General features: G+C 66.8%; 22 protein-coding genes. 13 read left to right on the plus strand and 9 right to left on the minus strand.

The features are described from left to right. Window positions 1-43: 43 nt before the first annotated feature. The 3 genes from QW881_RS18240 to QW881_RS18250 form a co-directional block, all read right to left on the minus strand. Entirely contained in the window at window positions 44-502 is a 459-nt protein-coding gene (locus QW881_RS18240; protein WP_315737142.1) for a PRC-barrel domain-containing protein, read from the minus strand. Between the two features lie 47 nt (window positions 503-549). Next, a complete protein-coding gene (locus QW881_RS18245; protein ID WP_315758481.1) occupies window positions 550-2,751 on the minus strand; it encodes an amylo-alpha-1,6-glucosidase in 2,202 nt (733 codons plus the stop codon). A 72-nt stretch (window positions 2,752-2,823) separates the two neighbouring features. Then, window positions 2,824-4,587, minus strand: coding sequence for an ABC transporter ATP-binding protein (locus tag QW881_RS18250; RefSeq protein ID WP_315758480.1), 1,764 nt, complete (start codon window positions 4,585-4,587; stop codon window positions 2,824-2,826). Between the two features lie 291 nt (window positions 4,588-4,878). On the opposite strand from QW881_RS18250, the gene QW881_RS18255 reads away from it, so the two are divergent. Continuing rightward, on the plus strand, window positions 4,879-5,949 hold the full coding sequence (locus QW881_RS18255) for a glycosyltransferase family 4 protein (protein WP_315758479.1): 1,071 nt from the start codon (window positions 4,879-4,881) through the stop codon (window positions 5,947-5,949). A 44-nt stretch (window positions 5,950-5,993) separates the two neighbouring features. Here the strand turns inward: QW881_RS18255 and QW881_RS18260 are convergent, their stop codons facing one another. The 5 genes from QW881_RS18260 to bioB form a co-directional block, all read right to left on the minus strand. After that, the gene (locus tag QW881_RS18260; RefSeq protein ID WP_315758478.1) at window positions 5,994-7,937 is read right to left on the minus strand and encodes an alkyl/aryl-sulfatase; all 1,944 of its coding nucleotides are present in this window, start codon (window positions 7,935-7,937) and stop codon (window positions 5,994-5,996) included. Between the two features lie 82 nt (window positions 7,938-8,019). Continuing rightward, complete coding sequence (locus QW881_RS18265) at window positions 8,020-9,285, minus strand: adenosylmethionine--8-amino-7-oxononanoate transaminase (RefSeq protein WP_316159124.1); 1,266 nt, start codon at window positions 9,283-9,285, stop codon at window positions 8,020-8,022. Next, window positions 9,282-9,914, minus strand: coding sequence for a dethiobiotin synthase (bioD, locus tag QW881_RS18270; RefSeq protein ID WP_315758476.1), 633 nt, complete (start codon window positions 9,912-9,914; stop codon window positions 9,282-9,284). The genes QW881_RS18265 and bioD overlap by 4 nt, the downstream gene beginning before the upstream one ends. Further along, window positions 9,911-11,056, minus strand: a complete 1,146-nt coding sequence (locus tag QW881_RS18275; protein ID WP_315758548.1) for an 8-amino-7-oxononanoate synthase — start codon at window positions 11,054-11,056, stop codon at window positions 9,911-9,913. The genes bioD and QW881_RS18275 overlap by 4 nt, the downstream gene beginning before the upstream one ends. A gap of 100 nt (window positions 11,057-11,156) precedes the next feature. After that, window positions 11,157-12,209 (minus strand): biotin synthase BioB, encoded by a 1,053-nt coding sequence (gene bioB, locus QW881_RS18280; protein WP_409999033.1) that lies wholly within the window; start codon window positions 12,207-12,209, stop codon window positions 11,157-11,159. A 120-nt stretch (window positions 12,210-12,329) separates the two neighbouring features. Here bioB and QW881_RS18285 point away from each other — a divergent pair, with 120 nt between their 5' ends. The 9 genes from QW881_RS18285 (at window position 12,330) to soxA (ending at window position 20,627) form a co-directional block, all read left to right on the plus strand. After that, window positions 12,330-12,962 carry a GntR family transcriptional regulator gene (locus QW881_RS18285; RefSeq protein WP_315758544.1) on the plus strand — a complete coding sequence of 211 codons (633 nt, stop codon included), beginning with the start codon at window positions 12,330-12,332 and terminating at the stop codon, window positions 12,960-12,962. 130 nt (window positions 12,963-13,092) lie between these two features. Further along, window positions 13,093-14,493, plus strand: a complete 1,401-nt coding sequence (locus tag QW881_RS18290; RefSeq protein ID WP_315758475.1) for an MFS transporter — start codon at window positions 13,093-13,095, stop codon at window positions 14,491-14,493. Window positions 14,494-14,630: 137 nt separating this feature from the next. After that, a complete protein-coding gene (locus QW881_RS18295; protein ID WP_315758474.1) occupies window positions 14,631-15,080 on the plus strand; it encodes a (2Fe-2S)-binding protein in 450 nt (149 codons plus the stop codon). Between the two features lie 10 nt (window positions 15,081-15,090). Then, complete coding sequence (locus tag QW881_RS18300) at window positions 15,091-17,274, plus strand: xanthine dehydrogenase family protein molybdopterin-binding subunit (RefSeq protein WP_315758473.1); 2,184 nt, start codon at window positions 15,091-15,093, stop codon at window positions 17,272-17,274. A 54-nt stretch (window positions 17,275-17,328) separates the two neighbouring features. Further along, a complete protein-coding gene (locus QW881_RS18305; RefSeq protein ID WP_315758543.1) occupies window positions 17,329-18,606 on the plus strand; it encodes an NAD(P)/FAD-dependent oxidoreductase in 1,278 nt (425 codons plus the stop codon). Beyond that, complete coding sequence (gene soxX, locus QW881_RS18310) at window positions 18,590-19,036, plus strand: sulfur oxidation c-type cytochrome SoxX (RefSeq protein ID WP_315758472.1); 447 nt, start codon at window positions 18,590-18,592, stop codon at window positions 19,034-19,036. The genes QW881_RS18305 and soxX overlap by 17 nt, the downstream gene beginning before the upstream one ends. 6 nt (window positions 19,037-19,042) lie before the next feature. Continuing rightward, window positions 19,043-19,531, plus strand: coding sequence for a SoxY-related AACIE arm protein (locus tag QW881_RS18315; protein WP_315758471.1), 489 nt, complete (start codon window positions 19,043-19,045; stop codon window positions 19,529-19,531). Continuing rightward, the gene (soxZ, locus tag QW881_RS18320) at window positions 19,531-19,851 is read left to right on the plus strand and encodes a thiosulfate oxidation carrier complex protein SoxZ (protein WP_315758469.1); all 321 of its coding nucleotides are present in this window, start codon (window positions 19,531-19,533) and stop codon (window positions 19,849-19,851) included. Before QW881_RS18315 ends, soxZ begins: the two co-directional genes overlap by 1 nt. Then, window positions 19,851-20,627, plus strand: coding sequence for a sulfur oxidation c-type cytochrome SoxA (soxA, locus tag QW881_RS18325; protein WP_315758468.1), 777 nt, complete (start codon window positions 19,851-19,853; stop codon window positions 20,625-20,627). The genes soxZ and soxA overlap by 1 nt, the downstream gene beginning before the upstream one ends. A gap of 131 nt (window positions 20,628-20,758) precedes the next feature. On the opposite strand, the gene QW881_RS18330 is transcribed toward soxA, so the two are convergent. Next, window positions 20,759-21,718: a LysR family transcriptional regulator gene (locus QW881_RS18330; protein ID WP_315758467.1), complete on the minus strand. Its 960-nt coding sequence runs from the start codon at window positions 21,716-21,718 to the stop codon at window positions 20,759-20,761. Between the two features lie 101 nt (window positions 21,719-21,819). On the opposite strand from QW881_RS18330, the gene QW881_RS18335 reads away from it, so the two are divergent. The 3 genes from QW881_RS18335 to QW881_RS18345 all read left to right on the plus strand — a co-directional run bounded on the left by QW881_RS18335 (window position 21,820) and on the right by QW881_RS18345 (window position 23,383). Further along, window positions 21,820-22,257 carry a DoxX family protein gene (locus tag QW881_RS18335; protein ID WP_315758466.1) on the plus strand — a complete coding sequence of 146 codons (438 nt, stop codon included), beginning with the start codon at window positions 21,820-21,822 and terminating at the stop codon, window positions 22,255-22,257. Between the two features lie 63 nt (window positions 22,258-22,320). Then, a complete protein-coding gene (locus tag QW881_RS18340) occupies window positions 22,321-22,785 on the plus strand; it encodes a hypothetical protein (RefSeq protein WP_315758465.1) in 465 nt (154 codons plus the stop codon). Between the two features lie 106 nt (window positions 22,786-22,891). After that, entirely contained in the window at window positions 22,892-23,383 is a 492-nt protein-coding gene (locus tag QW881_RS18345; RefSeq protein ID WP_315758542.1) for a TlpA disulfide reductase family protein, read from the plus strand. The last annotated feature ends 39 nt before the right edge of the window (window positions 23,384-23,422 follow it).

A 23,422-nucleotide genomic window follows, 5' to 3' on the forward strand; every position in this document is an offset into this window, starting at 1 on the left:
TCCGCTGCACGCGCAGGCCGGACCGGCAATTTCACCCATCAACTCAATGATCGAAATCCCAGGGAGACAGCTTGCCGGACGCGCCGAGCACCACGACGGGCTTGTCCTCCTTGTATTCGGGCGCGGCCTTCACCTGCTCCTTGGTGAGGTCGAGCGTGACCTGGTCGCTCTTCTCGGCGATGTGCTTGAAATCGAGCGCGGTCCAGTCGACCACGATCTTGCGGCTGCCGACGCCGAGGAAGCCGCCGAAATCGATCACCGCGGCGCGCACCGTGCCGGTGAGATCGACGATGACGTCGACGATGTGGCCCATGTCCTCGCCGGTCGAGCTGCGCACGTCGCGACCGAGCACGCCATGCGCGTCGCGCGCGCCGAGGATCGTGACCGAAGGGGGTGGTGCCGGCTCTTTCGCGGGCGCCGCCGCATCCTTGGCGGGCGGTGTCGGCGACGGCTGCTGCGCATGCCCATGGGTCGCATGCAGACCGATCAGCAGCGGCAGCATGAGGAGGCAGCTGCGAGCAGCTCGGCGGAGAGCGTGTTTCAGCGCCATCATTGCGCCAGCACCAGCGAGACCTGGATCTGACCGCGCCGGCGCAGCACCTCCATGGAGATGTCCTCGCCATGGCGGCGAATCCGCAGGTCGATCGTCGAGTTGCCGAGCCTGAGATCGCGCAGCACCACCCAGTCCAGGAACGCCGGCAGCCGCGGATTGCGCAGGCGGATCTCGCCGCGCGCGGCGTCGAACTCGAGCCCGAGCGCCGCCTCGAGCAAGGTGAACGGCGTCGCGCTGGCCCAGGCCTGCGGCGCGCAGGCCACCGGATAGAGCGTCGGGCCGCGATGCTTCTCGCGCCGGAAGCCGCAGAACAGCTCCGGCAGCCGGCGCAGATCCATGTAGGACGCTGCTTCGAACAGGCCGCCGAACACCTGCTCGACCGCATGCTTCAGGCCATAGCGGGACAGGCCGAGCGCAATCAGCGCGTTGTCGTGCGGCCAGATCGATCCGTCGTGATAGGACATCGGATTGTAGCGCGCTTCGCCGCAGGCCACCGTGCGGATGCCCCAGCCCGAGAAGAAATGCGGCCGCAGCAGTTCGGCGGCAAGCTTGCGGGCGCGATCCTCGCGCACCATGCCGCTGAACAGCAGCTGCCCGGCGTTGGACGTCCGGACGCGGCAGGGCTGCTTGTGGCCGTCGAGCGCGAGCGCATAGGTGTTCAGATCCTCGCACCAGAAGGCGTCCTCGAACCGTTCCGCGAGATCAGCGGCCTCGGCCTGGAGCCGGTCCGCCATCTCGGCCTTGCCGAGCCGACGGGCGCAACGCGCCGCCAGCTGCTTGCCGGCAAACACATAGCCCTGCACCTCCGCAAGCGCGATGTAACCTTCCGCGAGACGTCCATCGGCATGGAACACCGCGTCGTAGGAGTCCTTCCAGCCCTGGTTGGCGAGCCCCTGCTCGGAGGCGCGCTGATATTCCACGAAGCCATCGCGATCGGGATCGCCGGGGCCGTCGATCCAGCGCAACGCCAGCTCGATCGCCGGCCATAGCTCCCTCAGGGTGTCGATGTCGCCGGTGCGCTCGATATAGAGCCCGGCGAGCAGCACGAACAGCGGCGTGGAATCGACGCTGCCATAATAGCAGCCGAACGGCACCTCACGCAGCGCCGCCATCTCGCCGCCGCGCATCTCGTGCAGGATCTTGCCGGGCTCGGCATCGGACAGCGGATCGGTCGTGCGCGCCTGATGCACGGCGAGCCGGCGCAGGACGCCGCGGGCAATGCGCGGATCGACCCACAGCATCTGCATCGCGGTGATCAGCCCGTCGCGACCGAATGTGGTCGAATACCAGGGAATGCCGGCATAGGGATAACGCCCCTCCGGCGTATCCGTCATCAGGATGTTCAGATCGGCCGCTGCCTGGCACAGCACCTCGTTGAGGATGTCGTTGGAGGTCTCGATGCTGGCGGCGCCAACGGTGCATCGGCGCATCTCTCGGCGATGGGCGAGCAGGCTGCGGAAGAAGCGCCGGGGCCGCTCGCCGGCCTTGGCGTTGCACATCACGGCCACGAACAGCGAGGCCGATTCCTGCGGGGCAAGGTCGAAATGATAGGTTGCGACATTGACGGTGAGATGCGTCGGACGCGGATCGAAGCTCACGTCGGTGGTGCGCAGGACATTGTCCAGGCCGCGATAGTGCAGGACCACCTCGGACGGGTCCACCAGCCGGCTCAAGCCGATGCCGCGCCGCGGCCGCACGGTGCCTCGCACCTCGAAAAGGTCGGCAAAATCATTGTCGAATGTCAGCTTGAGATCGAAGCTGGCATGGCGATCGCCATGGTTCTGCAGCCCGATGCGCTGATAGGCCGTGCCATGCCACAGAAAGATCGTGCGCACGATGTGCAGCATATCCTTCGGCAGCACCAGGCGGCCCTGGCTGTAGATGTCGGGATTGGTGAGATCGACGGTCAGCGCGGAGTTGTCGTCGCGCAGGCTCGAGCCGAGCAGCAGGGGCTGAACGTCGTCCAGCGTCAATTCGAGCCGCGCGAGATAGCGCGTATCAGCGTTGAAGAGACCGTCCGGTCCGCCGGCCGAGGCGCCGATGTCGCCATGGCCGTCGAGGACGATGAACGTATCGTCGTGCTTGAGCGAGCGCCGCGGCCGGGACGCCGGCCCCGTCATGGGAATATAGAACGGCTGCTCGGCAGGCTCGTCCGTCTGGGTGATCAACGACAGTGTGCTTGCGACTTCGGCGGACATGTTGGCCTCATGCGATATTGAAGTGCCCAGACAACCGAGAGTGCACGTTCTCGACGCGACCCGACGCTACGATCAGGCGGCGAACTTGGCGAGCCGGTTCATCTCCTGGGTCACGAGATCCCGATACGGGCCCTCGTCCTGCATCAGCCGGTCGGGCGCGCCGTCCTCGATGATCCTGCCCGATTTCAGCACCACCACGCGGTCAAAATTCCGCAAGGTCGCGAGCCGATGCGCGATCGCGATGACGGTGCGGCCGCGCATCAGCCGACTCAACGCCTCGCGGATGGCCTCCTCGGACTCGCTGTCGAGCGCAGCCGTGGCCTCGTCGAGCAGCAGGATCGGCGCGTCCTTGAGGAACGCCCGCGCGATCGCGATGCGCTGGCGCTGCCCGCCCGACAGCTTGACGCCGCGATCCCCGACCATCGTCTGCAATCCTTCCGGCAGCGTCTCGACGAAGTCGCAGCGCGCCGCGATCGCCGCCCGCAACACCTCGTCGTCGGTCGCACTCGGACGTCCGTAGCGAATGTTCTCCAGAATGGAGCGATGGAACAGCGAGATGTCCTGCGGAACCACCGAGATCGCCTCGCGCAGGCTCTGCTGGGTGACCTTGGCGATGTCCTGACCATCGATCCTGATGTGCCCGGTTTGCGGATCATAGAACCGTTGCAGCAGCGTGAATAGGCTCGATTTGCCGCCGCCGGACTGTCCGACCAGGCCCACGCGCTGGCCCGGCTGCAGACGCAGCGTGAAATTGTCGAACAGCTTGTGGCCGCCTGGATAGTGGAAGGTGATGTTGTCGAAGGCGATGGCCGCACCGCTCTTGACCAGCGGCTCAGCCTCGGGGTGATCGCGCAGCTCGTGCGGCTGCAGCAGGGTCGCGATCGCCTCGCTCATGCGCGCGACGTGCTGGGTGACGTCGACCAGCGCGACCGCCAGATCGCGCGTCGCGTTGAGAATGCAGAGGCCGAGCGTGCAGACCAGCACGACGTCGCCCGTCGTCGCCCCGCCCCGCTGCCACAGCGAGATCGCCCACGCCATCAGCGCGACCGTCAGCACGATCGTGACCGTCGCGTGCAGAATGCGCAGCTTCTCGAGGTAGCGAAGACTGCGCCCGCGCGCCTCGAGCTCCCGGTCGACGGTCGCATCGAATCGGTCGTGCTCGTGGCGCAGGCCGCAGAACGCGCGCACCAGCGGCATGTTCGAGATCACGTCGACCATCTCGCCGTCGACCATGGCCGCCTTGTCGGCGAAATCGTCATGCAGCGGTTTGCCGGCGGCCGCCAGACGGAACATCGCCGCCACCATCATCGCCGAGATCAGCAGCAGGCCGATGGCCATCGGGCCGCTCACGGTTCCGATCAGACAGATCGCCGCGACGGTGGCGAGGCATGGCGGCAAGACGTTCCAGACGAACATGTTCTCGACGGTGAACACGGCGTTCGACGTCGCTGTGATGCGGCTCGACAACATGCCGGGCAAACGGTCGCCGAAATAGCTCGGCGAATGCCCGGTGAGATGACGGAAGATGTCGCGCCGGAGATCTCCGGTGACACGGACGAAGGTGAAGCTCGCGATCCAGCTGGCGACGCGCCACAGAATGTTGTCGGTCGCGATCAGCGCCATCAGCAGCACGAACGCGGCCCAGACGTTGCCGCCGCCCGCAGGCCCGGCGGAGAGGCTGTCGACGAGGGATTTCACGCCATATTGCGTGCCTACCGAACAGGCAACCGCACCGATGACGGCCATCAGGATGACGAGATGGGCGGTGGGACGCTTGCGCAGATAGCGCATCACGAAGGGAAAGGGTCGGTGCGCGTAGCCTGAAAGCTGATCCATGGTCTTCCCCTTGATGAGCGAGGTCGTGGCGACACCTGATGGGGCCAGATGAACGATGAACCATTTCTCCGGTTCCGTGCGCCTTCGCAGCGCAACCCTGCCCTCCGGTGATGCCGCGGCGGCAGCGTTGGAGAGCGGGGATGGCATCAATGAGACGGCGCGGAACACGTTGTGTCGAAGAAAGAGTGATCGCGTGAATGGAACTTCGCACGTGCGACAACGTTCCCGCTGTGGCAGTGCCGGTGCCATTGGGGATTCATCCATGATCGGTCACGAACAGGAGACGATGAGATGCGCATTGCGCAAATAGCTCCATTGACGGAGGCCGTGCCTCCGAAGCTCTACGGCGGCACTGAGCGGGTCGTTCATTGGTTGACCGAGGAGCTCGTTGCCCTCGGACACGACGTCACCCTGTTCGCCAGCGGCGATTCTCAGACCTCAGCGAAGCTCTCTCCAACATGGCCGAGAGCTTTGCGCCTCGACGGCTCGGTGAGGGATCCGAACGCGCTGCACATGGTGATGCTCGAAAACGTCCGGCAGCAATGCGACGACGAACAGTTCGACATTCTGCACTTCCACCTCGACTACTACCCGTTCTCCCTGTTCCACCGGCAACCCACACCGTTCCTGACCACCTTGCACGGCAGGCTCGATCTTCCGGAGCACCAGCCGGTGTTCTCGGTCTTCAAGGATGTTCCCGTCGTCTCGATCTCGGACTCACAGCGCCGGCCGGTGCCGAATGCGAACTGGGTGCGCACCGTGCTGCATGGACTGCCCGCAACGCTCCTGATGCCCAAGCCGGTGAGGCCGAGCTATCTCGCCGTGCTCGGACGCATCGCCCCGGAAAAGGGTGTCGACCGTGCCATCAAGATCGCCATGCGCTGCGGGATTCCGCTGAAGATCGCGGCCAAGGTCGATCGCGCTGACCAAGACTATTACGAGCAGACGATCCGTCCCTTGATCCACGACAATCCGCTCGTCGAGTTCATTGGCGAGATCGGCGATCGTGAGAAGCCGGAGTTCCTGTCTGGCGCGCTCGGACTGCTGTTGCCGATCGATTGGCCGGAGCCGTTCGGCCTCGTGATGATCGAATCGATGGCCTGCGGCACGCCCGTGATCGCCTACAACCGCGGCTCGGTTCCAGAAGTGATCGACGACGGCGTGACCGGCTTCATCGTCGAGGACGAGCTCAGCGCGGTCGCGGCCGTCAATCGCCTGCCCGACCTGAGCCGCGCCCGCGTGCGCGAGCAGTTCGAGCGCCGCTTCACCGCGCGCCGCATGGCGCTCGATTATCTCGCCGCGTATCGCAGCCTGATCGACATCGCGAAGCCGCGTATCCGGCTGGTCAGCAGCGCCGAATAGCACGAGGAGGCCGGGCAAGTCGGCAACCCGGCCTCCGCCTCAACTCAGGTCACGGCGCCCCGTTTCGGCTCGACGATCTCGAACATGCGCGGGAACTCATCCATCAGCGACATCAGCTCGGCCAGCCGCATCGGATTGCCCGCGAAGCTGATCTTTCCGGCGGCGACCGCTTCCGGAAAGCTCGTGGCCTTGGCAATGACCGCATCAAGCGTCGAACGCGCCAGCGTGAACCCCGCATCGGCGGTCGACGCCTGCACGCCGACCGCATAGGTCAGCGCACAATTCTGCAAGGTGAGCACGAAGCGCTCGCCGGTGTCGGTGAACGTCCAGTTCAGCACGATGTGCTTGCCCTCCGCCTTGGGCCCGTTCAGCCTGACCCCGAGCACGTCCCATAGCTGCTCGGTGCGCAGCGCCGCCAGCGTCTCGCGCGGCAGGCCGGGCCGGGCCGGAACCTCCGGCATACCCTGGCGCAGCTCCTGCGCGCCGAACAGATAGGCATTGCGCCAGGTCGCACTCTCGGCGGCATAGCCGAGCTGCTCCAGCGTGTCGGCCAGCAGCGCGCGCGCCTCGGCATTGTCCGGCTCGGCGAAGACGAGATGACCCACGGCCTGCGCGACGAAGCGGAATTCGCCGTTGGCAAAGTCCGCGCGCGCCCGCGCCAGCAGCGCCTCGGCCCCGCCCATATAGGAGACGTATTTCCGGCCGGCCTCGACCGGCGGCAGCGGATCGAGATTGACCGGATTGGCATCATACCAGCCGAGATATTTCTGGTAGATCGCCTTCACGTTGTGGCGGATGTGGCCGTAATAGCCGCGCGCATGCCATGCCCCTTCGAGGCTCCGGGGCAGCCTGATCTGCTCGGCGATCTCGCTTGCGGTCAGGCCATGATTCATCAGCCGCACCGTCTGGTCGTGGGCAAACTTGTAGAGGTCGCGCTGCTCGCGGATCATGCCGTCGACACGGCTCGCGCCCCATATCGGCCAATGATGCTGGCCGCACATCACCTCCGCCTTGCCGCCCCACAGTTGCAGCGCCTCGCCGAGATATTTCGACCACGCCAGCGCGTCGCGCACGTCGGCGCCGCGAAACGGCAGCAGGTTGTGGAAGTTGTGCGTGCAGTTCTCCGCGAGGTTCAGGAGCCCATAGCGCGGCACGAAGAAATGCATCTCCGCCGGTGCCTCGCTGTTCGGCGCCATCTGGAATTCGAAGGTGAGACCGTCGATGACCCGGGTGTCCCCGGTCGCCATGATCAGGTCGGTCGGCCGCAACAACGCAACGGCCCCCGCCGCCATGGTCTTGCCGAGCCCACAATCGACATGGCCCTTCGGACCCTTCGCGAGCAGCGGCCCGAACTGATATTGCGCCCGCCGCAGCATCGCGGGGCCGGCGATGATGTTCTCGGAGACCGCATGCTCGATGAACAGGTTCGGCGCGATCAGCGGCACGCGGCCGCTGGCCAGGGCATCATCGTCGACCACGCCGCGCGCGCCGCCCCAATGATCGGTGTGGGTATGCGTGAACATCACCGCCGTGACCGGCCTGACGCCGCGGTGCTGGTAGTACAGCTCCAATGCAGCCTGCGCGCCCTCGATCGAGGTAAGCGTGTCGACCACGATCACGCCGGTGTCCCCCTCGATCAGCGTCATGTTGGCGATGTCGAGCCCACGCACCTGGTACACGCCGGGCACGACCTCGAACAGGCCGTGATGCATGTTGAGCTTCGCCTGCCGCCACAGACTGGGATTGACGGTCGGCGGCGCCTGCTCCGCATCAAGGAAGCCGTAAGGCGCGAGGCTCCAGACGGTGCGCCCCTGCGCCGTCGCCACCTTGGCCTGATCGATCGTGCCGAGAAAGCCGCGCGCGGCATCATCGAAATCGGCCGTGTCGCCGAACGGCAGCGCTTCCAGCAAGGCCTGCTGCGCCGCGCCCACGGCTGCGCTGGCCTCCTTGCACTCCTTGGTGCCATCTCCGCTGACCGGCGCGTTCATGACCGCTTCCTCCGCAACGACGTTGGCACGATGCTAGTGCGCGGGATCGCGGAGCGCAAATCGTGGTCCGCACAACAGCCCCTCAGAGCACGTGATCGACGGCCTCGTCGATGGCGGCATAGACCGTCTCGACATCCCCGGCGGTGACGCAGTAAGGCGGCATGACGTAGATCGTGTGGCCAAGCGGACGCAGCAGGACGTCGCTGTCGCGGAAGAAGGCCTGCAGCTTGGGGCCGACCTCGGCGAGGTAGCCCGGCTCGTCGGCATGGAGATCGAGCGCGGTGATGGTGCCGCAGCGCCGCAGGTCGGAAAATCGCTCGTCGTAACGCAGGCGGTCGAGGCAGCGCTCCTGCGCGGCCGCGACGGCGGCGGCCCGGGCCCGCGTCTGCGGCTGCCGCCACAGCTCGATATTGGCGCTCGCCGCCGCGCAGGCGATCGGATTGGCCGTGTAGGAGCTGGAGTGAAAGAACGTGCAGGCGCGGTCGGTCGAATAGTGCGCCTCGAAGATGGCGGGACTGCACAGCGTAACCGCAAGCGGCATCGCGCCTCCAGTCAGTCCTTTAGCGTAGCAGGCGATATCGGGGGCGATGTCCGCCTGCTCGCAGGCGAACAACGTGCCGGTGCGGCCCCAGCCGGTCATCACCTCGTCGGCGATGAACAGCACGCCGAACGCCTTGCAGATCCGGTGCATCTCGCGCAGCACCGCGGCCGGATACATCAGCATGCCGCCGGCGCCGAGCACCAAGGGCTCGACGATGAAGGCGGCCGGCCGGTCCTTCTCGCAAAATGTAGCGAGCGCATCCAGAGTCGCCTGTTCCCTGCCTTGCGCTGGAAACGGGACCACGGCGACGTCGAACAGCAGCGGCTCATAGGCCGCATTGAACACGCCGCGCGCGCCGACCGACATCGCGCCGATGGTGTCGCCGTGATAGGAATGCTGCATCACCACGATGCGCGTGCGCGACTCGCCGATGTTCCTGAAATAGCCGAGCGCCATCTTCAGCGCGACCTCGACGCTGGTGGCGCCGCTGTCGGAGAAGAACACGTGCGTGAGGCTCGGCGGCACCAGCGCGAGCAGCCCGGCGGCAACCTGCTCGGCCGGCTCATGGGTATGACCGGCGAAGATGACCTGATCCAGCCGCTCGGCCTGATCCTGGATCGCGCGCACGATATGCGGATGGCAATGGCCGTGCGTGACCACCCACCAGGACGCGATCGCATCGATGATCCGCCTGCCGTCGGCGGTGAAGAGATAGGCGCCCTCGCCGCGCGCGACCGGTGTCATCTCGGGCTGGAGGGCATGCTGCGTGAAGGGATGCCAGATCGGCGAGGCTGCGTTGCGCGTCATCCTTCGAAATCCGTGCGCTGGAATTGAGTACCGAACACCTGCTGCAGCGATCGCGCCGTCAGCGGCGTGACCCAGGGCAACCGGCCGAGGCGCCTCACCTCGCCGAGCCGGCAGATCGTATCTTCGTTGTCGTCGTGGCCGTCGCCGATGAAGGCGATGCCGAGCACGTCGATGCCGCAACTGCGCAGCGCCGCCAGCGACAGCAGCGAGTGATTGATCGTGCCGAGACTGGTGCGCGCGCAGAGCACGACCGGGAGCTGCCAGCGCGCGAAGACATCGAGATAAAGCGTTCCGGAATCGAGCGGCACCATGACCCCGCCGGCCCCCTCGATCACGACAGGCCGGCCGACGGCCTGCGGAGGACGGAGGCTGAGCGGATCGATGCTGATGCCTGCGAGGCGCGCCGCGCGATGCGGCGAGGCCGGCTCGGCCAGCCGATAGGCTTCAGGCAACACGCGGTCGTCGGCGAGTTCGGCGAGCCGCTGGACACGGCGGGCATCCGTCTCCTCGGCAAGGCCGGCCTGGACCGGCTTCCAATAGCAGGCACCGAGCAGCGCCGTGAGGCCGGCGGCGAACACCGTCTTGCCGATCCCGGTGTCGGTCCCGGTGACCACGATGCGCAGCGTCATGGCCGCAGCCCTCCGATCTCGTCGGCGAGCGCATCGAGCAGCGCCGCGATGGCCGCCTCGTCGATATTCAAGGTCAGCGACAGCCTGAGCCGCGCCGTGCCCGGCGGCACCGTCGGCGGGCGGATGCCGCGGACGTCGAAGCCCCGCGCCTGCAGCGCTGCAGCCAGGTTCATCGCGCGCGCATTGTCGCCGACGATGCAGGGAATGATCTGCGACGGCGACCAGCTTTCACCGAAGCGCGCGGCGATCGCGCGATGGGCGAAGGCGACGAGCTGCGCCAGCCTCCGCTGCCGCTCCGGCTCTTCCCGCAGGATCGCAAGCGCTTCCATCACCGCCACCGCCATCAGCGGCGACGGCGCCGTGCTGAAGACGAAAGGCCGGCAGCGATTGATCAGCGTGTCGCACAGCACGCGGCTTGCGGTGACCAGCGCGCCGGCGGCGCCCAACGCCTTGCCGCAGGTGTGAACGGTCACGATGCTCTCGCGTCCCTCGTAGGCTGCGGCAAGACCGCGGCCCTGCGCGCCATGGACCCCGGTCGCATGGGCCTCGTCGATCAGCAGAAAGGCATCGTGGCGCTCGGCGATCGCGATCAAATCCGCCAGCGGCGCGAGATCGCCATCCATGCTGTAGAGGCTTTCGACGACGATCCAGGGCCGGCCCACCCCGCCGCCCCTGCGCCAGATCAGGATCGCGTCCTCGGCCGACTGGGCGTTGTTGTGGATGAACTGGCACGTCTCGGCACGGCCGGCGCGCGCGCCTTCATGGGTGCTGGCATGAACCAGCGCATCGAGCACCAGCAGGTCGTCGCGCTGCGGCAGCGTGGTGAGCACGGCGAAGTTCGCCATGTAGCCGGAGCCGAAGAACAGCGCACTCTCGGCACCGAAGAAGCGCGCCGCTTCCGCCTCGAGCCATTCGTGCTCCTCGCAATTGCCCCGCAGCAGGCGCGAGCCGCCCGCACCGACCGGCGTGCCGGCCTCCATGGCCGCGGCGACCGCGCGCTTCATCCGCGGAGCCTGTGCGAGACCGAGATAGTCGTTGGAGGAGAAATCGAGACCGGCCCGTGGACTGAGGCGCCGCAACCGGTCATCGGCCGCGAGTCCCTGCAGACCGTCGGAATAGATCGCCAATCTGTCGGACGGCATAGGCATGGCTCCGCTCTGTTTCGGTCAGCCGCAGGCGTGGACCGGCACGACAAGGCAGTTCCGTGGGCGCGGTCGCCCCGAGATCGCGATCAGGCTCGAATCAGGCTGGGGACGGCGCGTCCGCGCTCTCTCTCGCGGCGGCCGGCACGGCCGGGCGCGCCGACAGCGACGAGGTCATGCCGAGCCGCGCGAGCAGATCGGCGTCGCGCTGGGCTTGCGGATTGGCCGTGGTCAGCAGCACGTCGCCGATGAAGATCGAGTTGGCGCCGGCGAGCAGGCACAGGCTCTGCAGCTCGTCGCTCATATATTGGCGGCCGGCAGACAGCCGCACCACGCTGGCCGGCATCAGGATCCGCGCGACCGCGATCAATCGCACGAGCGCAATCGGATCGGGGCGCGCGGCCGTATCGTTGACCGGCACGCCCTTCACCTCGTTCCACAGATTGATCGGCACGCTGTCGGGATGCTCAGCGAGATTGGCCAGCAGCACCAGCATGCCGACCCGGTCATCGACCTCCTCGCCCATGCCGATGATGCCGCCGCAGCACACCTTGATGCCGGCCTGCCGCACATGCGCGAGCGTGTCGATGCGGTCCTGCAGCGTGCGCGTGGTGATGATGCGGTCGTAGAATTCGGGCGAGGTGTCGACATTGTGATTGTAGAAGTCGAGCCCGGCCGCTTTGAGCCGCTCCGCCTGCGGCGGGGTCAGCATGCCCAGCGTGACGCAGGTCTCCATGCCGAGACCCTTCACTGCGCTGACCATGTCGCAGACCTGATCGAGGTCACGGTCCTTCGGACTGCGCCAGGCCGCGGCCATGCAGAAGCGCTCGGCTCCCGCTGCCTTGGCACGCCGCGCGGTGGCGACCACCTCGTCGCGATCCAGCAGCTTCGTCGCCTTGAGCCCGGTGTCGTAGTGCGCGCTCTGCGAGCAGTAGCCGCAATCCTCCGGGCAGCCGCCGGTCTTGATGCTGAGCAGGCTCGCCGTCTCGACGCGGGTGGGATCGAACTGCTGGCGATGCGCCGACTGCGCCAGGAACATCAGGTCCGGAAATGGCAGGCGGTAGAGCGCCTCGGCCTCGTCTCTGGTCCAGTCATGACGGATGGCATTGCCAACCGCCATTCGATCAGGGCCCGCACCGCTTAGATCCACCATGCTCGCTCCACGCCAATTTATAGATTATCATAGATATTATCTATGATTTCTCTGTATTTGAGCACCGTATCGGACGAGAGCTTCCGCTGCATTGGTTTTTTCGATAGATAATCTATGACTATGCCCGACGAGAATCTCACCACCGCTCAGCGGATCGCCGAAGCCATCACCGATCGCATCGTCAGCGGTGCGCTGCCGCCCGACGCGCCGTTGCGGCAGGACCACGTCGCGCGCGAGTTCAACTCCAGCCACGTGCCGGTGCGCGAGGCATTCCGGCAGCTCGAGGCGCTCTATCTGGTGGTCGCGGCACCGCGACGCGGCGTGCGGGTGGCGCCGCTGGATGCGAAGTCGACCAGGGAGATCGTCGAGATGCGCACAGCGCTCGAGGTGATCGCGCTGCGCAATGCCGCGCCGCGCTATACGCCGACGCATCTCGCCGCGATCGAGCTCGCGCTGATCGAAGCCGACAATGCCGAGACCATTCAGGAGTTCGAGACAGCGAACCGCGCCTTCCACCGCGCGCTGGTCGCGCCCTGCGCGATGCCGCGGCTGCTGGCGAGCCTCGACGGACTACGCCTCGCGAATTCGCGCCTCGTGCTGGCGATGGCCCGCAATGCCGGCTGGCGTCCGCGCACCAACCAGGATCACCGGCTGATCCTGCAGGCCCTGCGCGCGCGGCAGATCGGGCACGCGTGTGAGCTGCTGACGCGGCACAACCAGACGATTGAGCGGTTGGCAAGGCCGGGCGTGTAGCCGGCTTCAACCCGTTCCTTGCGACCGGGCGCATACCGCCATGCGCCCGCGACGGCTGGGGCGCTCGCCTGTTCGAGTGTACATGCTGATCCGGACGCGCCCCGCGAGCCGAAGGTCCCCAAAGGTCTCCATGTCCAACCGCCACCACGCTTCGAAGCTCGCCGGCGACGGCACGGCCGACGGCCTGCCGCCCGGCAAGCGGCCCTGGGCGATCGCCGCGATCTTCACGGCACTGTCGATGGCCTCGCTCGACGTCGCCATCGCCAACATCGCGCTGCCGTCGATCTCCGCCGATCTCCACGTCTCGCCAGCGGAGGTGGTCTGGGTCGTCAACATCTATCAGATCGCGCTAGTGGCGACGCTATTGCCGCTCGGCGCGCTCGGCGAGATCGTCGGCCATCAGCGCATCTATCTCGGCGGCCTCCTGCTGTTTACGCTCGCCTCGGTCGGCTGCGCGCTGGCGTGGTCGCTGCCGACGCTGGTGGTTGCCCGCGCGCTGCAGGGCCTTGGCGCCAGCGGCATCATGAGCGTCAACACCGCGCTGGTGCGCTACGTCTATCCTGGAAAAATGCTCGGCCGCGGCCTCGGCCACAATGCGCTCGTGGTCGGGATCTCCTTCACCTTCGGCCCGACCATCGCCTCCGCCATTCTCTCGCTCGGCTCGTGGCCCTGGCTGTTCGCGATCAACCTGCCGTTCGGTCTGATTGCGATCGCGATCGGCATGAAGATGCTGCCGCGCACGCCGCGCGCTGACCACGGCTTCGATTTTCTCGGCGCGGCGCTCGCTGCGCTCTGCCTCGGCCTGTTCATCACCGGCATCGGCAGCGCCGCGCATGGCGCGACGCCGGCCATGGTGGTGGCCGAGCTGGTCGCAGCGCTCGTGCTCGGCGTCATCCTGGCCCGCCGCCAGGCCGATCACCCCGCGCCGATGCTGCCGATCGACCTGTTCCGCCGCGGGGTGTTCGCGCTGTCGGCGGCGACAGCCGTCTGCTCCTTCTCGGTCCAGGGCCTCGGCTTCGTGTCGCTGCCGTTCTACTTCGAGGACATTCTCCAACGCTCGCAGGTCGAGACCGGGTTCTTCATGACGCCCTGGCCGCTCGCCGTGACGATCATGGCGCCGATCGCCGGCCGGCTGTCGGACCGCTTTCCCGCCGGCCTGCTCGGCGGCATCGGCCTGGTGATGCTCGGATCCGGCATGGCGCTGCTGGCCATGCTGCCGGAGAACCCGAGCATCGCGAACATCGTCTGGCGCATGCTGATCTGCGGCATCGGGTTCGGCTTCTTCCAGGCGCCGAACATGAAGGCCATCATGTCGAGCGCCCCGCCCCATCGCAGCGGCGGCGCCAGCGGCATCGTCGCCACGGCCCGGTTGACCGGCCAGACCACCGGCGCGGCGCTGGCCGCCCTGTGCTTCAGCCTTGCGGGGCGCGAAGGTGCCACCCTTGCCTTGGCCCTCGGCGCAGGTTTCGCCGCGCTGGGCAGCGTGATGAGCTTCCTGCGGCTTGCCGTAGCTCCGCCGCGCGGCCCATGAGCCGAAGCAACTACAACCCCGGCTCATCACAAATCTTCCCGCGCGGCAAACGCATATTCTTGATTTGAAGGATGCAAACGTTCGCGCCACATTGCAGCCTTCTGTTCAACTGGCGAGTTGAACGAAAGGGATCTGCGATGGCAAACCTCACGATCAACGGACAATCCTATGCTCTGGACGTCGAGCCCGACACGCCGCTGCTGTGGGCGATCCGCGAGAACGCCGGACTGACCGGCACCAAATATGGCTGCGGCATCGCGCAATGCGGCGCCTGCACCGTGCATCTCGACGGCACCGCCGTGCGTTCCTGCGGCGTCACCGTCTCCGAGGCCGTCGGCAAGCAGATCACGACCATCGAGGGACTGGCCAGCGACGGCGGCCTGCACAAGGTGCAACAGGCGTGGCTGGAGAACGACGTTCCCCAATGCGGCTACTGCCAGAGCGGCATGATCATGGCCGTCGCCGCGCTGCTCAAGGACAATCCGAAGCCGAGCGACCAGGACATCAACGACGCCATCACCAACATCTGCCGCTGTGGAACCTTCGCGCAGGTGCGCGAGGCGATCCACGCCGCTGCCAACGCCTGAGGAGGACGGCATGAACCAGCATGTGACGCCGCGCCTCAATCGCCGGTCCTTCGTCATCGCCACCGCCGCGCTCGGCGGTGGCCTCGCGCTCGGCCTCGACCTCCCGTTCGGTGGCCCGCAAGTCGTGCGCGCCGCGGATGGCTCGCCCGAGGTCAATGCCTGGGTCGTAGTCCGGCCCGACGACACCGTGGTGATCCGCATCGCCCGCTCGGAGATGGGCCAGGGCTCGCTCACCGGTCTCGCCCAGCTCGTCGCGGAAGAACTTGCCTGCGACTGGAGCAAGGTGACGACCGAATATCCGACGCCCGGCCAGAACGTCGCCCGCAAGCGCGTGTGGGGCGATTTCTCCACCGGCGGCAGCCGCGGCATCCGCTCTTCGCAGGACTATGTCCGCAAGGGCGGCGCCGCCGCGCGCATGATGCTGATCCAGGCGGCCGCCGATCAATGGAAGGTTCCGGTGGCCGAATGCACCGCCGCCAACAGCGTCATCACCCACAAGGCCTCGGGCCGCACGACGACCTACGGCAAGGTGGCGGAAGCCGCCGCGAAGCTGACGCCGCCGACCGACGTCAAGCTGAAGGATCCGAAGGACTGGACCCTGATCGGCAAGGGCGTCAGACGGCTCGACACCGCCGACAAGGTCACCGGCGCGATGATCTACGGCGCCGATATGAAGCTGCCGAACATGCTCAACGCCGCAATCAAGGACTGTCCGGTCACCGGCGGCAAGCTGAAGAGCTATGATGAGGCCAAGATCGCCGGCATGAAGGGCGTCAAGAAGGTGGTGGCGATCGACGGCACCGCCGTGGCCGTGGTCGCCGACACCTGGTGGCACGCGAAGACGGCGCTCGATGCGCTGCCGATCGTGTGGGACGAAGGCGAGAACGCCAAGGTCTCCTCGGCCTCGATCGCCAAATGGCTCGCGGACGGATTGGATTCCGGGCCGGCCTTCGTCGGCAACGAGAACGGCGACGCCAAGGCCGCGCTCGCCAATGCCGTAAAGAAGGTCGAGGCGGTCTACGACTATCCCTACCAGAACCACGCCACCATGGAGCCGATGAACGCGACCGCTCTCTACACGGCGGATCGCTGCGAGGTGTGGTGCGGCACGCAGAACGGCGAGGCGGCGTTCGCCGCGGTGCTGGAAGCCTCAGGGCTTCCGGCGGACAAGTGCGAGGTGCACAAGCTGATTCTCGGCGGCGGCTTCGGCCGGCGCGGCCAGACCGACTATGTCCGCCAAGCCGTGAAGATCGCCAAGGAAATCCCGGGCACGCCGGTCAAGCTGCTGTGGTCGCGCGAGGAGGACATGACCCACGGCCGCTATCACCCGATTACGCAGTGCAAGCTGACCGGCGGCTTCGACGCCGACAACAATCTGACCGCTCTGCACATGCGCATCTCCGGCCAGTCGATCCTGTTCAGCCTGCGGCCCGACGCGCTCGTCAACGGCAAGGACCCCGCGACCTTCCAGGGGCTCGCGCCATCGGGCGAGGCTACGATCGGCTATTCCGTGCCGAACCTCCTGATCGAACACGCGATGCGCAACCCGCACATCAATCCGGGCTTCTGGCGCGGCGTCAACGTGAACCAGAACGCGATCTATCTCGAATGCTTCATGGATGAGCTCGCCAATGCGGCCGGCCAGGATCCGCTGGAGTTCCGCCGCAAGCTCATGGCCGATCATCCCAAGCATCTGGCGGTGCTGAACGCCGTGGCCGAGAAGATCGGCTGGGACACGCCGGCGCCGGACGGCGTTCATCGCGGGCTGGCGCAGCTCCATGGCTACGGCAGCTATGTCGCGGGCGCCGCCGAGATCTCGGTGATCGACGGCAGCAAGATCAAGATCCACCGCATCGTCGCCTCGACCGATCCCGGCTACGTGGTCAATCCGGCGCAGGTGGAGCGGCAGATCGCGGGCTCGTTCGTCTACGGCCTGTCGGCGCTGTTCTACGGCGGCTGCACGGTCAAGGACGGGCGCATCGAGCAGACCAACTTCGACAGCTACAACTCGATGCGGATCAGCGAGATGCCGAAGGTGGAAGCGATCATGATCCCGAGCGGCGGCTTCTGGGGCGGCGTCGGCGAGCCGACCATCGGCGTCGCCGCGCCCGCGGTGCTGAATGCGTATTTCGCTGCCACCGGCAAGCGCATCCGCTCGGTGCCGCTGCGCGCCCAGAACATCACCTTCGCATGACCCGCGTGGCGGCAGCCGTTGGGAACAATGGCGCCGCCGTGCTATTGCAAGATGATGACGATGTCCCGGCAGCGCACGCGGAGAGAGGTCGGCGGCCTGATCGCGGCAAGCGTTGCCATGATCGCCGCCCCTGCCGTGCTGCGCGCACAAGCGATGGCGCGCGTGGTCGTGATCGGCGGTGGCTTCGGCGGCGCCAGTTGCGCCCGCGCGCTGCGCCAGGCGGATGCGAAGCTCGACGTCACCCTGGTCGAGGCCAACAAGACCTTCACGGCGTGTCCGCTCAGCAACGAGGTCATCGCCGGCCTGCGCGATATCAGTGCCCAGCAGTTCGGCTATGACAAGATCGCAGCCGAAGGCGTGAGCGTCGTGCTGCAGACGGCCACGGCGATCGATGCGCCGGCCCACAAGGTCACGTTCGCCGACGGCACCACGTTGGCCTATGACCGCCTCGTGCTGGCGCCCGGCATCGATCTCGATTTCACGGCCCTGCAGGGCTACGACGAAGCTGCATCAGAAGCGATGCCGCACGCCTACAAGGCCGGCGAGCAGACGCTGCTGCTGCGGAAGCAGATCGAGGCGATGCCGGATGGCGGCACCGTCGCCATCGCGGTGCCGGCCAATCCGTCGCGCTGCCCGCCCGCGCCTTACGAGCGCGCCAGCCTGATCGCGCATTATCTCAAGGCGCACAAGCCGAAGTCGAAGGTGCTGATCCTCGATGCCAAGGACAGCTTCTCGCAGCAGAAGCTGTTCGAGCAGGCGTGGCAGCAGCTCTATGCCGGAATGATCGAGCGTATCCCGCTGTCGCAGGGCGGCCGCGTCACCGGCGTCGACGTTGCCACGCGCACCGTCGTCACCGAGTTCGGCAACTACAATCCCGATGTGACCAACATCATCCCGCCGCAGAAGGCCGGCCGCATTGCCTCGCTCGCCGGCGCGGCCGACCGCACCGGCTGGTGTCCGATCGATGCCGCGACCTTCGCCTCGAAGCTCGTCCCGGATGTCCACGTCATCGGCGACGCCTGTCTCGGCGGCGGCATCCCGAAATCGGCCGGCGCCGCGCAGGCGCAGGGCAAGGCGTGTGCGGCCGTGATCGTGCGCGATCTGACGGGACGGCCGTCGGAGCCGCCGCCGCTGACCGGCATCTGTTACAGCATCGTCGCGCCGGACTACGCGTTCTCGCTGGCAGGCGTTTATCAGCCCAAGGGAGACATCTTCGCCGAGGTCGAGGGCGGCCGGAGCAGCCCGGTCGACGCACCGCGCGAGACGCGCGCGCGTGAGGCCGACTCGGCGACGGCCTGGTTCAAGGCGCTGACCCATGATGCCTTCGGCTAGCTTTGTCATCGCCGCGATCGTCGCCGCCCTGCCCGCCGCTGTCGCGGCGCAGACACTCGCGCCCACTACGATCACCGGCGACGGCATCGCCTCTTCCCTCACCGGACGGCCCGGCGACGCCGCCCGCGGCCGCGCGCTGGTGGTCGCGCGCAGCTCGACCTGCCTCCTCTGTCACTCCGGCCCGTTTGCGGAGGTACGCTTCCAGGGCGATCTCGCGCCCAGCCTTGCCGGCGCCGGCAGCCGTTCCACGCCCGCGCAGCTCCGCCTGCGGCTGGTCGATGCCTCCAGGCTCAATCCGGAAACGATCATGCCGTCCTACTACCGCGTGGATGGGCTGACGCGCGTCGGTTCCGCCTGGCGCGACAAGCCGATCCTGTCGGCGGAGCAGATCGAAGACATCGTCGCCTATCTCGCGACCTTGCGCGAGTGAGCCCATATGATTGGCATGTTCGAATCGTCCCACATCTCGCGCCGCCACCTGCTGCAACTGGCGGGAACGCTGACCGCCGCCGGCGCGCTGCCGCTGATCACGGTCCGGCCGGCGCAGGCGACGCCGGCGATGCTGGCGTCCGCGATCCGCAATCTCGTCGGCGAAGCCAATGTGACGGTCGGCAAGGTCCGGCTCGACATCCCGCCGCTGGTCGAGAACGGCAACACCGTGCCGATGACCGTCAGCGTCGATCATCCGATGACGCCCGACACCTCCGTCAAGAGCATCCACGTCTTCAACGAGAAGAATCCGCAGCCCAACGTCGCCAACTTTCACCTGACGCCGAGCGCCGGCCGCGCCCAGGTGACGACCCGCATCCGGCTCGCCGACACCCAGAAGGTCGTGGCGATCGCAAGACTGTCCGACGGCTCGTTCTGGTCGGCGAGCGTCGACGTCATCGTGACCTTGGCCGCCTGCACCGAGGAGATGCCGTGATGCCTGCCGCCCTCGTCAACGTTCCCGCCAAGGCCAAGCGCGGCGCCGTCATCGAGATCAAGACGCTGATGAGCCACGTCATGGAGCCGGGCTATCGCCATACGGCCGCAGGCGAAGCCATCCCGCGCGACATCATCACCAGCTTCACCTGCCGCTTCAACGGCACTGAGATCTTTCGCGCCGACCTCTATCCGGCCATCGCCGCCAATCCTTTCCTGTCATTCTTCACCACGGCTACCGAGAGCGGCCGCTTCGAGTTCGAATGGATCGGCGACAACGGGTTCGTCGCCACCACCACCGCCGCGATCACGATCGAATGATGCGGTCTGCGTTTCTCACTGTCGTCACGGCAATCGTCCTGACCTTGCCCGTCCTTGCCGGCGAGATCGCAGAGTCCGAGCGCCGCTCCGGCTATGACTTCATGTCGTCGGACACCAAGGCGATGCAGGACGACGACACCGCCAATCCGGCGATGCTGTCGGTGCTCGACGGTGACGCGCTGTGGACGACGAAGGCAGGCACAGCCAACAAGGCGTGCGGCGATTGCCATGGCGCGGTCGATGTCAGCATGAAGGGCGTCGCCGCGCGCTATCCCGCCTTCAATGCCGCCAGCGGTGCGCCGGTCGATCTCGGCCAGCGCGTCAATCTCTGCCGCAAACAGCATCAGGAGGCAGCGCCGTTCGCAGCAGAGAGCCGCGAGCTGCTGGCGCTGACGGCGCTGATCGCGAAGCAATCGCGCGGGATGTCGATCACCGCTGGCGACGATCCGCGGCTCAAGCCCTTCATCGCGCGCGGTCGCGAGCTGTTTTTTCAGCGGCAGGGCCAGCTCAATCTCGCCTGCACCAATTGTCACGATGACAATTGGAGCAAGCATCTCGCCGGCTCCGCGATCACGCAGGGACAGCCGACGGGCTATCCGATCTACCGGCTGGAATGGCAAGGCATGGGCTCGCTGCAGCGCCGCCTGCGCGGCTGCATGACCGGGGTGCGCGCGCGAGCCTTCGACTTCGACGCGCCGGACATGATCGCGCTGGAGCTGTATCTGATGTCCCGGGCACATGGCATGAGGATGGAGGCGCCGGCGGTGCGGCCGTGAGCGGGCAAGGACTCACGAGCTATCAGGCAAGTCGTTCGAGCTTGCAGAACGCCGCTTCGAACGAGCCGTGCCATGGGTTACGCGTTATGGCCGGCCATGACGGCATAGAGACCTCCGGCGACCCAATATGCTCAAGACCCTGCCTTCCGTCCCTTTCTTACCCCCGCCGCCGTCGGATCGATCGCGGCCAGAGGTCCGTCCGAGGCCTGCTTCATCAGGGGATCGGCGGCGATGAAGTCGATGAAGGTGCGGACCTTGGCGGAGAGATATTTTCGGCTGGGATAGACCGCCATCAGCGGCGCTTTGATCGTCAGCATCTCCGGCAGCACCGTCTCGAGCCGGCCGCTGGCGAGGTCGTCGGCCATCAGCCAGCGGGGCAGCACCGCCATGCCCATGCCGGCGACAGCGGCGTGATGCAGGAGCGTCTCGTTGCCGCTGATCAGCACCTCGTTGAAGTTGACCGTCACCTCGCCGTCCACGGTCGGCAGGATCATGGCCCGCAGCGGGTACAACGCGTATTTCAGCATTGCATGGCCATTGAGATCGGCCACCGCCTTCGGCCGCCCGGCGGCGGCGAGATAGCTCGGCGCGGCGACGAGTTGCATCAGCACCGGCGACAGCGGCCGCGCGATCAGCCCGTCGCCGGGCGTGGCCGAGACGCGCAGCGCCAGATCAAACCCCTCGTCGACGAGATTGACCAGGCGTCCGCTGAGATCGAGATCGATCACCACGTCCGGATAGCGCGTGCGGTACGCCGCGAGCGTGCCGGCAAACAGCGGATTGGCGAACCACACCGGCGCACTGACCTTCAGGGTGCCGCGCGGGATCACGGTTGCCTTGCTGACGACGGCCTCGACCTCGTCGAGAGACTCCAGCATCGGCCGCACTTGGTCGAAATAGACTTGGCCGGCCTCGGTCAGGCCGACCCGCCGGCTGGTGCGGTTGAGCAGCCGGGTCGAGAGCCGCTGCTCCAGCTGCATGACATGCTTGGAGGCCATCGCCGGCGAAAGCCCCAGGCGATCAGCGGCGGCCGCGAAGCTCTTGAGCTCCGCGACCTGGCAGAACACTCGAATACTGACCAGCGTATCCACTTATCATCAACCCATAGAAAATGATGACTTAACGAAAAGCATAATGATCAAACCAGAAGAAATTATCAATGTCGGGCACCTTTCCATTTGGAGCTCCGACCATGTCCAGCACCGCATCGACCACCGATCTCAGCCCACTCCAGCCCCCGCTGGCGCTGCGCATCGGCCTGTGGGTCGCCCAGACCCTGCTCTTCGCCCTGTTCTGCTTCGCCGGCGTCACCAAGGTCTTCACGCCGATTGAGGAACTCGCCCAGATGATGCCGTGGACCGGCGAATATTCGGTGGCCTTCGTCCGCACCATCGGCCTGATCGATCTGGCTGGCGGGCTCGGCATCCTGCTGCCGTCGCTGACCCGCATCATGCCTCGCCTGACCGTGCTGGCCGCGATCGGCTGTGCCACGCTGCAGGTGTTCGCGTTCGCCTTCCACATCTCCCGCGGCGAAGCGGCAGTCACGCCCTTGAACATCCTGCTGCTGGCGCTGTCGCTGTTCGTACTGTGGGGCCGCAACGGCAAGGCGCCGATCGCGCCGCGCGGCTGATCCGAGCATCGCCGGCGCTGGCCATCCAGCGCCGGCGCACCGCGTGCTTTGAAGGAAGCCATGATGAGCGAACCGATCCCTGACGTGTCGCGCCGCGGCTTTCTCGCTGGCGCGACAGCCCTCGGCGCCCCAGCCCCCGCCGTCCCGGCCGTCGCCCAGCATCGCGCCGGCATTGTCGTGCTGATCGACCGCAACGACCCCCATGTGATGGGTCACGCCATCAGCTATTCCGGCAATCTGACGCGGCATTTCGCCAGTCTTGGACAGACCCCCGCGATCGAGGTCGTCGCCAACGGCACCGGCATCGATGTGTTTCGCGCCGACAAATCACCGCTCAAGGAGCCGCTGGCGGCGCTGCGGCAGATGTATCCGCATATCGGCTTCAGCATGTGCGCCTCGTCGAAGTCGATCGCGGAGAGCAAGGAGAACCTCACGATCGAGCTGATCGACGGCGCCAAGCTGGTGCCGTTCGGCATCGGCCGCGTCGTCGAGCTGCAGCGCAAAGGCTGGGCCTACGTCCATGGCTGAGGCTTTGAGCGCGCCCGCACGGCGCGATCTGCTGCTGGCCGCGGCCAGCCTGCTGCTGCTGACAAGCAGGCCTGCCTGCGCCGGCGCACAGGACCCGAGCCCGCCGGTGTTCCGCAGCGGCCGCACCCAGTTCATCGTCGAGCGGCCGCGCCAGGCGCCGCCGCCGTTGAAGCTGCAGGACATGGGCGGCAAGGACGTGACGCTCGCGCCCAAGCCCGGCCATGTCACGCTGGTCAATCTGTGGGCGAGCTGGTGCGCGGCGTGCAAGGTCGACCTGCCGACTTTGGCCGGGCTCGAGCGGATGCGGATTCCGACGCTCGACGTCTGGACCATCTGCACCGACCGGCGCGACATCAAGAGCATCCGCCGCTATGCCGAGGCGATCGCGATGCCCCGCGCCTCCTACGCCGATCCGCATGCGCAAGCGACCAATCCGGCCAATGCCGATGCCTCGATCTTCGCGACGCCGGCGATGCCGATCACCTATCTGATCGGCACGACGGGATTGATTGAAGGCTATGTCACCGGGGCGGCCGAATGGCTGTCCGAGCCGGGCCAGGCGCTGCTGCGCTATTATCTCGATCAGCCGGGCGCGTGAAAATCATAACCGGCGGCCATGCCGCCGGTTGTCGTTCTC

This window comes from Bradyrhizobium sp. SZCCHNS3016, assembly GCF_032484535.1.
Taxonomy (GTDB): domain Bacteria; phylum Pseudomonadota; class Alphaproteobacteria; order Rhizobiales; family Xanthobacteraceae; genus Bradyrhizobium.